Annotated in this window: 3 protein-coding genes and 1 pseudogene; all 4 read right to left on the bottom strand. The window is 68.5% G+C overall.

Features of this window, described 5'->3' with window-relative positions; translation table 11 throughout:
* Positions 1–32 precede the first annotated feature (32 nt).
* Complete coding sequence (locus ASD05_RS07695) at positions 33–2,615, bottom strand: amino acid adenylation domain-containing protein (RefSeq protein WP_056589888.1); 2,583 nt, start codon at positions 2,613–2,615, stop codon at positions 33–35.
* Entirely contained in the window at positions 2,615–5,767 is a 3,153-nt protein-coding gene (locus tag ASD05_RS07690; RefSeq protein WP_056589885.1) for a non-ribosomal peptide synthetase, read from the bottom strand. The genes ASD05_RS07695 and ASD05_RS07690 overlap by 1 nt, the downstream gene beginning before the upstream one ends.
* Before the next feature lie 4 nt (positions 5,768–5,771).
* Positions 5,772–14,747 (bottom strand): non-ribosomal peptide synthetase, encoded by an 8,976-nt coding sequence (locus ASD05_RS07685; protein ID WP_082572002.1) that lies wholly within the window; start codon positions 14,745–14,747, stop codon positions 5,772–5,774.
* Positions 14,747–15,797, bottom strand: a pseudogene (locus ASD05_RS30630) (AMP-binding protein); the annotation flags it as partial. The gene ASD05_RS07685 and the pseudogene ASD05_RS30630, both read right to left, overlap by 1 nt.

Raw genomic sequence — 15,797 nt, 5'->3', positions numbered from 1 at the left:
CTCGGGCTGCGCCAGCAGCTGCGACTCGATCTCTACTCCAATTGGCCCTCGTTGCTCCAGCGCACCAGGTCACCGGTGCGGTACAGCCGGTTGCCGTTGTCGGTGGCAATGAAGCGCTCGGCCGTCAGGCCTTCGCGGTTCAGGTAGCCACGCGCGAGCCCAGCGCCCGAGACATACAGCTCGCCCGCCACGCCCACCGGTACCGGGTTGAGTTGCCCATCGAGCACGCGCAATCCGAGGTCCGGAATGGCAAGCCCGACCGGGCTGCGCTGCCCCTCGAGGTCCGCCGCCGTGATCCTCCGGTAGGTCACATGCACCGTGGTCTCGGTGATGCCGTACATGTTGATCAACTGCGGGCTGTCATCGTCATGGTGTTCGATCCATTGGCGCAGGCGCTGCGGGTCGAGTGCTTCGCCGCCGAAGATCACCACGCGCAGCGACAGAGGCTCTTGGTAGGCCTGCGGCAGGCTGATCAACTGGCCGAAGGCCGAAGGCGTCTGGTTGAGCACGGTGACGCGCTCACTGCGCAGCAGCTGCAGAACGTCTTCCGGCGAGCGGCTGACCCAGAACGGTACGACCACCAGCTTGCCGCCGGTGCACAGCGCACCGAATATCTCCCACACGGAGAAGTCGAAGGCGTAGGAGTGGAACATCGTCCACACGTCCTTGGGGCCGAAGCCGAACCAGGCATCGGTGGCGCCGAGCAGCCGTGTCACGTTGCAGTGGCACAGCTGCGCGCCCTTGGGACGGCCGGTGGAGCCCGAGGTGTAGATCACGTAGGCGAGGTTCTCGCCGTGCAGATCGAGCTGCGGATCGTGCGACGGTTCTTCGAACAGGTCGAGCGTGTCCAGGGCCAGGACTTCAAATGCGTCGGTGCCCGGCACCTGCAGGTGGCTCTGCGTAAGCAGCAGCGCGATGCCGCTGTCCTGAACCATGTAGGCCAGCCGGTCCGCGGGGTACTCCGGGTCCAGCGGCACGTAGGCGCCTCCGGCCTTCAGGATCGCGATCAGCCGGTGTGCAAGGCGGTTGGCCTGCGCGTTGAGTTCGCCATAGCTCACGGTCCGATCGCCGAAGCACAGCGCCGGCGCCTCGGGGCGCGCACGGACCTGCTTCTCGATCAGCCGATGGATCGGCGTCGCATCCGGAAAGCTCCGCGTGTTCGAACCCCAGGCCGCGAGTTGCGCACGCTCCGCATCGCTCGAAAGATCGATGTCCGAAAAGACCTGCTCCGGATCGACCGTCAACGTCTCGAGCAGGCGCACATACCAGCCCGCCAGCCGCGCCACGGTGGCCTCCCCAAAAAGGTCGGTGTTGTATTCGATCTGCGCGTACGCACGCGTCGGTTCGATGAAGAAATCCAGCGACAGGTCGAACTTGGCGCTCGCGTTGCCGCCCCCAACCTGCTCCGCGCGCACGTCGCCGAACGCGAGGTCGGCAACGCTGTCGCTCATCTGCACGCCGAACATCGCCTGGAACAACGGGTTGCGCGACGCGTCGCGCTTTTCGTTCCGGCCGGCCAGCAGCGCATTGAGGGGAAGGTCCGCATGCTCCAGTGCGGATAGCGAATCGCGCCGCACCCGCCGGCAGATTTCGCGCAACGTGGCGCGCGGTTCGAGCCGCACGCGGAACACCTGGGTCGTGATGAAGAACCCCACCAGATCGCGCACCTCGTCGCGATGGCGGCCGGCATTGGCCACGCCGACGGCAAAGTCGTTCTGGCCGCTGTACCGGCCCAGCAGCATCTGCCACGCCGCGAGCAGGACCACGAAGGGCGTGCATTTCTCCGTGCGGCAGAACTTCTGCAACGCCACCGCCAGCGCCGGCTCCAGCGCGAAGCGATGCACCGCACCGTCGAAGGTCTGCCGCGCAGGGCGTGCCGCGTCGAGCGGCAGTTCCAGCGGTGGCACATCGGCACCCAGGTGGGCGTTCCAGTAGTCCAGTTGCTTCGCCAGGCCCTCGCCCTGCAGGCGCTCGCGCTGCCACAGCGCGTAGTCGGCGTACTGGGCCGGCAAGGCCGGGAGCCGCACGGCCGCACCCGTAGCCGATGCCAGGCGGTAGGCCGAAGCGAGGTCCGCAGCGAGGATGGGGTTGGACCACGCGTCCGACACGATGTGGTGCAGGCAGACCGTCAGCACATGCTCCTGGCCCGACAGCCGGATCAACCTGGCCACCAATGCAGGCGCGGCGTCCAGGTCGAACACATGCAGGGCCGTCTCGCCCGTCAGCGCATCGACGCGCGCCTGCCGCGCGGCCCCGGACTCCAGGGACAGATCGAACCGCTCCAGCATGAACCTCACGTCCCGCACCATCTGCTGCATGGGAACGCCGTCTTTCTCGAAGAAGCGGGTGCGCAGGATGCCGTGGCGATCGATCACGGCCTGGAACGTGCGCTCGAGCGCATCCGCGTCCAGCGGGCCGTGCAGGCGGAACGTCCGCGGCAGGTTGTAGGCCGTCAGCCCCGGCTCCAGGCGCTGCAGGAACCACAGCTGCTCCTGCGCAGGGGACAACGGCACCTCGTCGCCGTCCGACACGCAACGGAGGATTTCGTCGTCGCCATCGTCATCCGCCCATCCGTTCTTCGCTGAAATCCGCCGCGCCGCATTGCTGCTGTTCATCACTGTTCCATCCTGTATGCCGAAACCGATCCCTCGTTCTCCATCGTGCGAAGCGCCGCTGCGAGCGTGGCGACGCTGGGATGGTCGAACACCAGTCCCGGCGCGATGTCGATCCGCAGCTGCTTGCGGATGCGCGCCACCAGCTTGATCACGAGCAGCGAGTGCCCTCCCAGTTCGAAGAAGTCGTCTTCCACGCCGATGGCGTCGCGCTGGAGCAGGCTTGCCATGCACTCGGCCAGCACCGATTCGAGCGCGTCGCGCGGTGCCGCCGCCACCGGCTTGCGGTCATCGCTGCGTGCTGCGGACAGCAGCAGCGACTGCCGGTCGATCTTTCCGTTCGGCAGCCTCGCGAACTCCGCGACGAAGGTACAGCGCGCAGGCACCATGTGCGCGGGCAGCAGCGTGCCCAGCCGTCCTGCCAGAGCCGAGCGGCCGGTCTCCGACGCGAGCGCCCCGTCACCCACGACGAAGGCCCGGAGTTCGGCGTCGCCTCCGCCGCCCGGCACCGCCAGCACCACGGCCTGTCGCACGCAGGGCTGCGACAGCAACACCGCCTCCACCTCGGCCGGCTCGACACGAAAGCCCCGTATCTTGATCTGGTCGTCCGCCCGCCCCGCCAGGCGGATGCCGCCTTCGGGCAGCACGCAGGCCAGGTCGCCCGTGCGGTAGAGCTCTTGCCCCGGCTCGAACGGATCGGCCACGAAGGCGCCTTCCACCTCCCGGTTCAGGTAGCCGCGGCACAGCTGCGCACCGCCGACATACACCGCCCCCAGCGCGCCGCTCGGCACCATGCGCAAGGCTTCGTCCAGCACATGGACGCGGTTGTTCGCCAGCACGCGCGACAGCGGCAGCACCGGGGACGCGGCCTCGCCCGCCGATACGCGGTGCACCATCACGCCCACCGTCGTTTCCGTGGGGCCGTAGTGGTTGTAGATCGCGGTATCCGGTGCAAGCCTGGCGATGCGCTCGATGAGCGAGCGCGGTGCGGCCTCGCCGCCCAGCACCAGCGTGCCGGGCAGCTTCGGCGCCTCGTCCTCGAGCAGGGCCTCCAGGTGGGAGGGCACCATCTTGAGCGCGTCGATCCGGCGTTCGCGCATGAAGCCGGCGAAGGCGCGCGCATCCTTCACGTCGCCCGCTCCCGCCACGACGAGGCAGGCACCGTTGTGGAACGCACCGAAGAGCGCCGTGTTGCCCAGGTCCGCGACGACGGAGCTTGTGAGCGCCCAGCGGCGGCAGCGAGCCAGGTCCATGGCCGATGACACCGCAGCCACGTAGTTGAGCAACTGCCCCTGCCCGATCACCACGCCCTTGGGCGTCCCCGTCGAACCCGAGGTGTAGAGCACATAAGCCAGACCCTGCATCGCGGGTTGGTATGCCGGCGCGCTGTCGGCGACACCGTCGAGGTTCATGTCGTCCAGCGATGCCTGCCGCCACGGCGCATCGCCGGCCGAAGGCACGCCTGCCGCATGGAGCACGAGCGACGGCACGGCGTCTTCCAGCACGGCCTGGCGGCGCGCGGCGGGCCACTCGGGGTCCAGCGGCAGGTAGCCCGCCCCGATGCGCCAGCTCGCCAGCATCGCCACCAGCAGATCGGCCGATCGCGGAAGGTTGAGCGCCACCAGCGTTCCGGCCGCAGCGCCCCGGGCCTGCAGCCAGTGCGCCATCCGGTTGATTCGCGCATCGAATTCGCGATAGCTCAGCCGCACGTCGCCAGCCTCCAGCGCGGGCGCGTCCGGCGTCGTCCGCGCCCAGCGGGCGACCTGCCCGGCCAGCGTGAGGCTTCCGAAATCGGCCGTCGCACCGCGCGCTGCCAGCAGCAGCAATTCGCGCTCGCGCTCACCGACCAGCGCGAGGCTGCCGACCGGCGCGCGAGGCTGCGCCACGGCATCCTCGAGCAAGGTCTGGTACTGCCACAGCAGCCGCTCCACGGCCTGGGACGAATAGCGCGACGCATCCGCATGCACCGACAGCGTGAAAGCCTGCCCGGCCCGGCCGACCTGCATGGCCAGTTCGAAACAAGGCAGCGGCCCGGGCACGGTATCCACGCGCCAGGCCACGGTACCGTGCGAGAGCACCGGCATCTCGTCGAAGCCGAAGCCCACGTCGAGGTGCGCAGAAATCGGCGGCGCATCGATCGCCCAGTACTCCTGGGCCTCGGCGTGCGCCTCGAGCATTTCGCCCAGGCGTGCGATCCAGTCGGAGAAGCGCTCCTCGGGCGCGATGTCCACGACCACGGGCAGGATCTTCTCGAAGACGCCCACCGCTCCCCGCATCACTTCGTAGTCGTGCCGGCAATCGTTCTGCCAGCCGGCGACGAAAGGCCTGTGGCCGGTCAGACGGGCCACGAGCAGCCACCACACGGCCTGCAGGAGCAGGTCGGTGCCGCACCCGAGCTGCCCGGCCGCTTCCTGCGTGCGGGCGGCAAGCGCCGCATCGAGAGGAAGAGAGAGGCTGGCACGCGCCGGCGACGCGACCGCGCGTACCCCGTCCATCCGGGTGTTCAGGCGCGGTGCCTGCAGCACATCGGCGCGGTCGATGCAAGCCTGCCAGTAGCCGCGCCCCTCGGCGGCCTCGTCGCCGCTTTCGAGGTCCTGGCGCCATTCGACGAACTGCGTGTACTGGAAGACCTCGTCCGCATCGACGGCCTGCCCAGTGAGGTAAGCCGTTGCAATCTGATCCAGCAGGCCGTGCAGGCTGCCCTTGTCCGCGGCGAACACGCTCGCAACCAGCACGAGCTTGTGCCGTGTTTCGCCGAGCCGGGCGATCCCGATGCGCAGCGGCGCGCCGCTCGCGACATCCAGCGGCTCCTGCGTGCATGCGGCGATCCAGTCGGCCAGCGCGGCCGCGCTGTCGGCATTGCCGCGAAGGTCGATTTTTTGCCAGCGCAGCGCAGCCGCCGCATCCAGGGCCTGTTGCCTGAGACCCCGGAAGCCGGGAACCTGCAACACCGCCGAGCGCAAGGCCACATGGGCCTGCACGACCGCGCGGGCCGCGGCCTCGAGGCGCGCCGCATCGAGCTCGCCGTCGAGATCGGCCTGCAGCACGAGCTTGGGCGCGCCGGGAGCGGCCTGCTCACCATGCTGCGCCCGGATGGCACGCTGCTCGGGACTGAGCGGCTGCGAGGAAGTCGTGGTTTCGAGAATGGCAGCCATGGCTTCAACCCTCGAACACAGCGGGTTGCCGAGCGGCGCCAGGAGCCTGCGCAAGCGCGGCGCGGTCGCACATCGCTCCCATGGCGACCACGATCTTGCGCAGCCCCTCGTACGGGTCCCGCGCGTGTGCCGCGAGCATGTTGTCGAGCATCACCACGTCGCCCTGGCGCCAGTCGAAGCGCACGGCGCACGCTTCGTAGGCGCGGCCGACGACCGCCATGGTCTCGTCGTCGATCGGCGTGCCGTCGCCGTAGGTCACATGCCGCGGCAGGTACTCCAGGCCGCCGGCCATGGCCAGCAGGTCCTCGCGCACGTCCGCCTCCAGGCAGCTCGCGTGGTGCAGCTGGATCTGGTTGAAGAAGACGCGCTCGCCGGTGACGGGATGCGTGATCACCGCCGGGCAGCGGGTGCGGGTCTGCAGCGTGTCGTCGTCCAGCCAGCGCCAGGCGGTGCCGGCCAGCGCGAGGCGCGTCTCGACCTCGGCCTTGCTCTCGGTCTTGAAGAAGTCCTTCCAGCTCACGTCGAACCGCGGCATGAAGGTGCGCACGTACATCAGCTCCTTGCGCTCGAACTCGGCCACCATGCCGGCCGGCAGGAGGCGCAGCATCTCGCGGCAATCGACGATGGGCGTCGCGCCGCCCACGGGCGACGGCAGCTCGCAGAAGAACCACTGCTTGCGCGGCCAGCGGTCGAGGTGCGAACTCTCGTTGTGATACAGGATCATCTGGCGCTCGGGGTACGGCGTCGAACGGTAGGTGTTGCGCCCACCCTCCTTCTTCGGAAGATCGCCGTAGCCGCCGTAGAGCTCGGGCTCGATCACCTCCGCGAAGGCCTCGAATTCCTGCGGCGTGCGCAGGCCGAAATTGCGCAGCAGGATGCCGCCGTGCTTGCCGAGGCTGGCCTCGATGTACGCGCCCTGCTCCCGAGCCCATGCCACCGCGTCGATGTCGCTGCTCGTGGCCTCGATGACCAGTGGGAAAGTCCGCTGGTCCGACAAGAAGGAGGTGCGCACGGGCGAGCGCGGTGCAGCCTGGACGTCGCGATCCTTGGCGGTGAATTTCTTGAGCTTCTGCAGCTTGCCCAGCGCGGGCGAGGTAGACGGCATGGTGTTTCTTTCCGTGTTGGATGGAATGACGAAGCTCTCCAGCACGCCGTTGGGTGCCGCGACGACCTGCTGCAGGAGATCGCGCCACGCCGTGGATGCGCGCTCGATGGTCTCGCGCAGGTACAGGCTGGAGGCGAAGGTCCACTCGGCCCGCAGGCCGTTTTCGTTCTCGCTCATGAACACCGCGAGATCGAACTTCGATGTCGTCCCGGACCGTGGGATCGGTTCGACGACCACGCCGGGGATCTCGAAGCGTCCCTCGGGCATGTTCTGCATGACGAACAGCACCTGCACCAGCGGGCTGTGCTGGCGGCTGCGGGGCGCGCCGACCAGTTCGACGATCTGGTCGAAGGGCACGTCCTGGTGTTCGAAGGCCGACAGCGTGCTCTCCTTGACCCTCGAGAGCCACTGCACGAAGGGCAGCGCGGGCGCGAGCCGGGAACGCAGCGGCACGACGCCGACGAAGAAGCCGATCAGCTCTTCGAGCGCCGGATGATCGCGCCCGGCGACGTCGGTGCCGATCACCAGGTCGTCCGACGCGGCCTGCCGGTGCAGCACGAGCAGGAAGGCCGACAGCAGCAGCACGTACAGCGAGGTCTTCTGCTCCCGCGCCAGCCCGTGCAGCGCCTGCGCGAGCTCGTGCCCGATCTCGATGCCGACCGTGTCGCCCGCCACCGACGCCACTGGAGGCCGGGCGTGATCGGGCCTGAGCGTGGACACGGCGGGGGCGGCCTCGAGGTAGCCGCGCCAGAACGCGGCGTCCTGCGCAAGGTTCTGCGCGAGCTTGCGGTGATGCCAGTCGGCGTAGTCGGCGTACTGGATCGCGGGCGGCGCAAGGGGTGAGCCGCGCCCTTCCCGCAGCGCCGCATACAGGGCCATGAAGTCCTGGATGAAGACGGCTTCGGACCAACCGTCGAACACGATGTGGTGCACGCACAGCATCAGCACGTGTTCCTCGGGCTGCAGGCGCAGGACGGCTGCCGCGAAGGCCGGGCGGGTGGCCAGGTCGAACGCGGTGCCCGCATGCGCGGCGAGCGCATCGTGCATCGCCCTCGCCTGCACTTCGGCCGGGAGGTGCGAAAGATCCGTCAGCGCAACGACGAGGTCGCTTCCTGGCGCGATGCGAGCCACGGGATCGCCATCGTCGTTCTCGGGAAACCAGGTGCGCAGCACTTCGTGCCGCTGCACGATGGCGTCGAGCGTGGCGCGCACCAGGTCGACATCGAGCGCGCCCGACAAGCGCAGCGCCGCCGAAATGTTGTAGGCCGCGTGCTTGCCGTCCGATGCGTCCGACAGCCGATTCACCAGCCACAGGCGCTGCTGCGCGGGCGAGAGCTTCATGTCGGCCACGCGCTCGACCGGTTGCAGCACCGGCACGCGAGCGGACAACGGGCTCTCGTGCCGCGCCTGCCGGGCGACATTCGCGAGGTCGCGAAGCACCGGGTGCTCGAATATCCTGCGCAGCGGCAGGTCGAATCCGCCATCGACGCGCGCCCTCGACGCGAGTTGTGCCGCCAGCAGCGAATGCCCGCCGAGCTCGAAGAAGCTGTCGTGCCGCCCCACGCGCGGCACGCCCAGCACCTCGGCCCAGATCGCGGCCAGCTTCTCTTCCACCGCGCCTTCGGGTGCCTCGTATGCCCGGTCGCTCGCGAACTCCACCTCCGGCAGCGCCTTGCGGTCGATCTTGCCGTTCCCGTTCAGGGGCAGGCGCTCGAGCACGACGATGGCGGCCGGCACCATGTAGTCGGGCAGTGCCGCAGCGAGGCGGTCGCGCAGCGTCGCCGTGTCTGCCGCCTGCCCTGCCTGCAGTGCGATGTAGGCGGCCAGCGATGCGCCGTTCGCGCTCTCGCGCGCCACCACCACGGCCTCGCGAACCTCGGGTTGCGCCAGCAGCTGCGTCTCGATCTCGCCCAGCTCGATGCGGAAGCCCCGCACCTTCACTTGGTGGTCGATGCGGCCCAGGTACTCCAGCTGGCCTTCCGTGCTCCAGCGCACGAGGTCGCCCGTGCGGTACAGCCGCTGGCCGTCCTGCGCCGCGATGAAACGCTCGGACGTCAGGCCCGCGCGCCGGAAATAGCCCCGTGCCAGGCCGATGCCGCCCAGGAACAGCTCGCCTGGCACGCCCACGGGCGACGGGTTGAGGAAGCCGTCCAGCACGTGCAGCGTCGTGGCCGCGATCGGCCCGCCGATGCGGGGCCTGCCGCGAACCGCGGCCGCCGTCGACCAGATCGTGGTTTCGGTGGGGCCGTACATGTTCCAGAGCTCGACGCCGAGCGCCAGCAGGTCTTGCGCAAGGTCTTCCTGCAGCGCCTCGCCGCCGCACAGGCCCTTGAAGTTCGCGCCCCGGCCGCCATTCCATCCAGCGGCCCGCAAGAGCCGCCAGCCCGCGGGCGTGGACTGGAGCACGGTGGCACCGCACCCGTCCATCAGTTCGCCGAGCGCACTTCCGTTGCGCACCACGTCCCTCGGTGCCAGCACGAGGCGCGCGCCGCTGAGCAGTGGCAGGTACAGCTCCAGCGCGGCGATGTCGAACGACAGGGAGGTGACTGCGACCAGCACGTCGTCCTGCGTCATGCCCGGCGCCTCCATCATGCTCAGCATGAAGTGGCTGAGCGACCGGTGCCGCACCATCACTCCCTTGGGCTTTCCCGTGGAGCCGGAGGTGTAGATGACGTAGGCCAGGTTCTCGCCTCCGAGCGCGACCTGCGGGGCGGCATCGGAGTGGCTGCCGGTGTCCAGCGTGTCCAGCGCCAGCACCTGCAGCGCCTCGGCGCCCGGCACCAGGGCGGCCAGGTGGTTTTGCGTGAGCAGCAATCCGATGCCGCTGTCGGCCACCATGTAGGCGAGACGGTCCACGGGGTACTCCGGGTCGAGCGGCACGTACGCCCCGCCGGCCTTCAGGATCGCCAGGACCCCCACCACCATCTCGATGGAGCGCTCCACCGCGATGCCCACCTTCGTCTCCGGCTTCACGCCAAGGGCAATCAGGCAATGCGCCAGGCGATTGGCCCGTGCGTCGAGTTCCGAATAGCTCAACGCCTCGTCACCGAAGACCAGCGCTGTCGCGTCCGGCCTGAGTGCCGCCTGCCGCTCGATCAGCCGATGCACCGGCTCGTCCTGCGCATACCGCGTGGAGTTTTCGCCCCATGCGGCAAGCTGGCGCCGTTCGTCGCCGGACATCACCTCGAGTTCGCAGGCCAGCCGCTCGGGCTGCCCCGACAGGCCCTGCACGACGGCCTCGACAGCGGCGACCATCAGGCCGCACACGCGAGTGGCATCCACCGCTTCGTGAATCTGCGCGACCAGGTGGAAGCCCTCGCCCAGGTCGTCCACCGACATCTCGATCGGGTAGTTGGTGCGCTCCCTGCTGCCCAGGACCTCCATGCCTTCCCACAGCAGGCCCTTCTCTTTTTCCTTGCCCTGCTGCGCGCCGTAGCGGTAGTTCAGCAGCGCCGTGAACAGCGGCATCCGCTGCGGTAGCGCGCTGCAGCGCTGCGCCAGCGACAGGCTGGCGTACTCGTGATGCATCAGTTCGCTCAGCGCCGTGTGCGTCTGGCGCACGCACGCCTGCACGCTTTGCGTTCCCAGCCGGATGCGCACGGGCAGCGTATTGATGAACATGCCCAGTGCCCGGTCGACATTCGCACCGCCCTGCATGCGGCCGAACAGCACGGTGCCGAACACCACGTCGTCCCTGCCCGTGGTCTTGCCCAGCACCAGCGCCCAGGCCATGTGGAACAGCGCCGCGGCGCTCACGCCGCATCTCTGCGCCTGGCTCCTGACCTGCGATGCGAGCCGTGCATCCAGCGCGAGCGAGGCTTCCCGCACCCGGGTGCCGTCGCCTTGCACGTCGAGCAGGCCGAACGGTGCCGTCGGCTCCTCCACATCGGCGAGCATCTGGCTGAAGAAGGCCTTGTGCCCGGCCTGGCTCAGGTCCAGCCTGGCCTGCCCGACGAAGTGGCGGAACGGTACGGGCGCCGGCAGCCCGGCGCTGCGCCCTTGCTGGATCAGCGCGATTTCCTCGACGACCAGCTCCAGCGTGGTGTGGTCCACCACCAGGTGATGGTTCGCCAGCTGCAGGAGCCAGCGGCCGTTGTCAGCGTCGTGGGCCGCGATCGCCCTCAGCATCGGCGCCTTGCGCACGTCGATGCGGTAGTACGCGGGGTCGACGTGGGCATCGAGCCGCGCTGTCGCGTTCGCGCCGCCCGGCCCGGCATCGGCCAGCCACTGGAGTTCGAGCACGGCCTTGCGATGCACCACCTGCATCGGTTCAGGAAGGTCTTCCCACATCACGGCCGTTCGCAGGATGTCGTGGCGCGCGATCACTTCGTTGAAGCTGGCGACGAAATGCTCGAGCCTTTCGCGGCTTTCGAAGCTCAGGCGGTTCAGCGTGATGTATGCGTCGCCCTCGGCCTGCAGTTGGTGGTGGAAGAGCATCCCCTCCTGCATCGGCACCAGCGGGTAGATGTCCTGGATGTTGGTCGCCCCGCCCGGCACCGCCGCCTCGATGCGCGCGATCTGCCATGCATCCAGGGTCGCCAGCGTCAACATCTCCGGCTGGATCGCCCGGCAATCCGCCGGAATGCCGTTGGGCGGAACGGCCAGCTCCTGCCGCGCAGGCTCCGACACCAGCGCCTGCGCGAAGGCGTCGAGCTGGGGCTGCTGGAACAGCGTGCGCACCTGCGTCGACCAGCCCTGGGCGCGCATGCGCTCCAGCAGTCGCAGCGCCAGCAGCGAATGGCCGCCGAGCTCGAAGAAGTTGTCGTTGCGCCCCACGCGCGCCACGCCCAGCACCTCGGCCCAGATGGCGGCCAGCTTTTCTTCCACCTCGCCTGCGGGCGCCTCGTAGGCGCGCTCGCTCGTGAACTCCGGCGCCGGCAGGGCCTTGCGGTCCACCTTGCCGTTCGTGTTCAGCGGCAGTGCGTCGAGCACCACCAGCGCCGCGGGCACCATGTAGTCGGGCAGCTTCTGGCCGAGCTTCTGCCGAAGCTGTGTCGTGTCGATGTCGTGCCCCGACACGTAGCCCACGAGCCGCGTGCCCGTCGGGCCTTCGTCGGCGATGACCACCGCTTCCCTCACCTCTGACTGCGCCTGCAGCTGTGCCTCGATCTCCCCCAGCTCGATGCGGAAGCCCCGCACCTTCACCTGGTGGTCTATGCGGCCCAGGTACTCCAGCTGGCCTTCGTTGCTCCAGCGCACCAGGTCGCCTGTGCGGTACAGGCGCTCTCCGCCTTCCGTCGCAATGAAGCGCTCCGATGTCAGGCCCGCCCTGTTCAGGTAGCCGCGAGCCAGTCCGGCGCCCGAGACGTACAGCTCGCCCGCCACGCCCACCGGTACCGGGTTGAGTTGCCCATCGAGCACGCGCAGTCCGAGGTCGGGGATGGCAAGGCCGACCGGACTGCGCTGCTGGCTCAGGTCCGCCGCCGTGATCCGCTTGTATGTCACATGCACCGTGGTCTCGGTGATGCCGTACATGTTGATCAGCTGCGGGCTGTCGTCGCCGTGGTGCTCGATCCATTGGCGCAGGCGCTGCGGGTCGAGTGCTTCGCCACCGAAGATCACCACGCGCAGAGACAGAGGGTCTTGGTAGGCCTGCGGCAGGCTGATCAATTGGCCGAAGGCCGAAGGCGTCTGGTTGAGCACCGTCACCTTCTGCGCCTGCAGCAGCTGCAGGAAGTCCTCGGGCGAGCGGCTGACCCAAAACGGCACGATGACCAGCTTGCCGCCGGTGCACAGCGCGCCGAAGATCTCCCACACGGAGAAGTCGAAGGCGTAGGAGTGGAACATCGTCCAGACATCACCCGGACCGAAATGGAACCATGTGTCGGTGGCGCCGAGCAGCCGGCTCACGTTGCGGTGGCACAGCTGCGCGCCCTTGGGCCGGCCGGTGGAGCCGGAGGTGTAGATCACGTAGGCGAGGTTCTCTCCGTGCAGGTCGATATCGGGGTTGCTCTCCGGCTCGGTGGACAGATCGAGCGTGTCCAGTGCCAGGACTTCAAGTGCCTCGGTGCCCGGCACCTGCAGGTGGCTTTGCGTGAGCAGCAGCGCGATGCCGCTGTCACGCACCATGTAGGCCAGCCGGTCTGCGGGGTACTCCGGGTCCAGCGGCACGTAGGCGCCTCCGGCCTTCAGGATCGCCAGGATGCCCACCACCATCTCGATGGAGCGCTCCACCGCGATGCCTACCTTCGTCTCGGGCTTCACGCCCAGGGCGATCAACCGGTGTGCAAGGCGGTTGGCCTGCACGTTGAGTTCGCCGTAGCTCACGGTCTGATCGCCGAAGCACAGTGCGGGTGCTTCGGGGCGCGCGCGCACTTGCCGTTCGATCAACCGATGGATCGGTTCGCCCGCTTCGGCTGCCTGCCTGCACGCGCCCCACGATGCCAGTTGCGCGCGTTCGGCTTCACCCAGCAGCGCCACCTCGCCCACCGCCTGTTCGGGGTGGTCCGCCAGCGCCTGCAGCACCGCCAGGTAGTGGTCCGCCATGCGCTCGATCGTCGAGGCCTCGAACAGCTCCGCCGCATAGCTGAACGTCGCATGCAGCCGACCGTCAGGGCTCTCGTCGGTGACCAGCATCAGATCGAACTGCGCGGTCTGCGCTCCCAGGCCATAGGGTTCCAACGCGAGTCCCGGCAGCCCATTCAGTCCCGAGAAATCTCCGCGCTGATGATTGAACAGCACCTGGAACAACGGCTGGATGCCCGGCACACGCTCCGGCTGCAGCGCCTCGACCAATTGCTCGAACGGCAGGTCCTGATGCATCTGCGCACCCAGTGCCGCTTCGTGCGTCCGCGCCAGCACCTGCAGCAGGCTGGCGCGGCTGTCCACCACCGCGCGCAGCACCTGCGTGTTGACGAAAAAACCGACGACGCCTTCGGTCTCCATGCGATGGCGATTCGCGATCGGCACGCCCACGCGAATGTCTTCCTGGCCGCTGTAGCGTCCCAGCAGCACCTGGAAGCCGGCCAGCAGCACCATGAACAGCGTGCCCTCCTGATGCCGAGCCCGCTTCTGCAGGCCCTGAACCAGCGACGCGGGCAATTCGAACCGCTGGGTGGCCGCGCCGTACCGGCCATCGGGCCTGCGGGCGTGGTCGAGCGGCAGTTGCAGCACCGGCTGCGTCCCGCCGAGCTGCGTCTTCCAGTAGGCGAGCTGGCGCTCCTGCTCGCCAGCCTCCAGCCAGTGCCGCTGCCACACCGCGTAGTCGGCATACTGGATCGGCATCGGCTGCAACACCACGGCTTCGCGCTGCACGCAGGCGCGGTACTGCGCCACGAACTCGTCCACGATGATCTGCAGCGAGCCGCCGTCCGAGACGATGTGGTGCATCACCAGCACCAGCACGTGCGTTTCGGGCGCTAGGCGGATCAGCGCCACCCTCATCAGCGGTCCCTGCGTCAGGTCGAAGGGCGTGTTGCCGATGCGTTGTGCCGCTTCGCGGGCCATGGCCTCGCGAGCGTCGGCGTCCGCCAGGCTCAGGTCCAGCAGCGAGAAGTCGAGTTGGCCGTCCTCGCGGATCACCTGCTCGGCAAGTCCGTCGGCATCGGCGCGAAACACCGTGCGCAACGATTCGTGGCGTGCCACCAATGCCTCGAAGCTGGTGCGCACCGCGTCCACGTCCAGCGCTCCCGTGAGCTTGAGTGCATCGCTGATGTGATAGGCCGTGCTCTGCGGATCGAGCTGCCACAGGAACCACTGGCGCAACTGCGCGTAGGAGACATGGCAGCGGTCCTGCGCGGCGTCTTCGCGCGGCAGGATCGGAAACTGGTCGAGCGTCAGGCCCTTGGAACGGATGCCCTCGTACACCACGCGGCGCTGCTCGGCCGGCAACCGGGAGAAGCGCTCGGCGATGCGGCGGGCTGCGGTGGTTTCCATCAAACGGTCTCCATGCTGTCGATCAGCGAATCGATTTCTGAAAGGGCCTGGACCACGGGGCTGTCCCGGAGGGCCCCGGCGATCCGGGCAGCCATGGCGGCCAGGGTCGGGTGCTGGAAGACGTCGCGGATCGTGAGTTCGCTGTGCATGGCGGCATGCAGGCGCGCCACGAGCCGCGCGGACAGCAGCGAATGGCCGCCGAGTTCGAAGAAGTTGTCGTTGCGGCCCACGCGCTGCACGCCCAGCACTTCCGCCCAGATCGCGGCCAGCTTCTCTTCCGTCTCTCCCAGTGGCGTTTCATATGAGTTGCCCGCCGAGAACTCCGGTGCCGGCAGCGCCTTGCGGTCCACCTTGCCGTTCGTGTTCAGCGGCAGTGCATCGAGCACCACCAGCACGCTCGGCACCATGTAGTCGGGCAATGCTTCGCCCAGGCGTTCGCGCAGTGCCGTCGTGTCGAGGTCTTGCCCTGACACGTAGCCCACGAGCCGCGTGCCCGTCGGTCCCTCGTTCGCAATGACGACCGCTTCCCTCACCTCGGGCTGCGCCAGCAGCTGCGACTCGATCTCACCTTCACCTGGTGGTCGAGGCGGCCCAGGTACTCCAATTGGCCCTCGTTGCTCCAGCGCACCAGGTCACCGGTGCGGTACAGCCGCTCTCCGCCTTCCGCCGCAACGAAGCGCTCGGCCGTCAGGCCTTCGCGGTTCAGGTAGCCGCGCGCGAGCCCGGCGCCCGAGACATACAGCTCGCCCGCCACGCCCACCGGCACCGGGTTGAGTTGCCCATCGAGCACGCGCAGTCCGAGGTCGGGGATGGCAAGACCGACCGGACTGCGCTGCTGGCCCAGGTCCTCGGCGGTGATGCGCTTGTAGGTCACGTGCACCGTGGTCTCGGTGATGCCGTACATGTTGATCAGTTGCGGGCTATCGTCGCCGTGGTGCTCAATCCATTGGCGCAGGCGCTGCGGGTCGAGTGCTTCGCCACCGAAGATCACCACGCGCAGAGACAGAGGGTCTTGGTAGGCCTGCGGCAGGCTGATCAATTGGCCGAAGG

The organism is Variovorax sp. Root434 (genome assembly GCF_001426595.1).
In the GTDB taxonomy this organism is placed as follows: Bacteria; Pseudomonadota; Gammaproteobacteria; order Burkholderiales; family Burkholderiaceae_C; genus Variovorax.
This window is presented reverse-complemented; position numbering and strand designations above follow the sequence as displayed.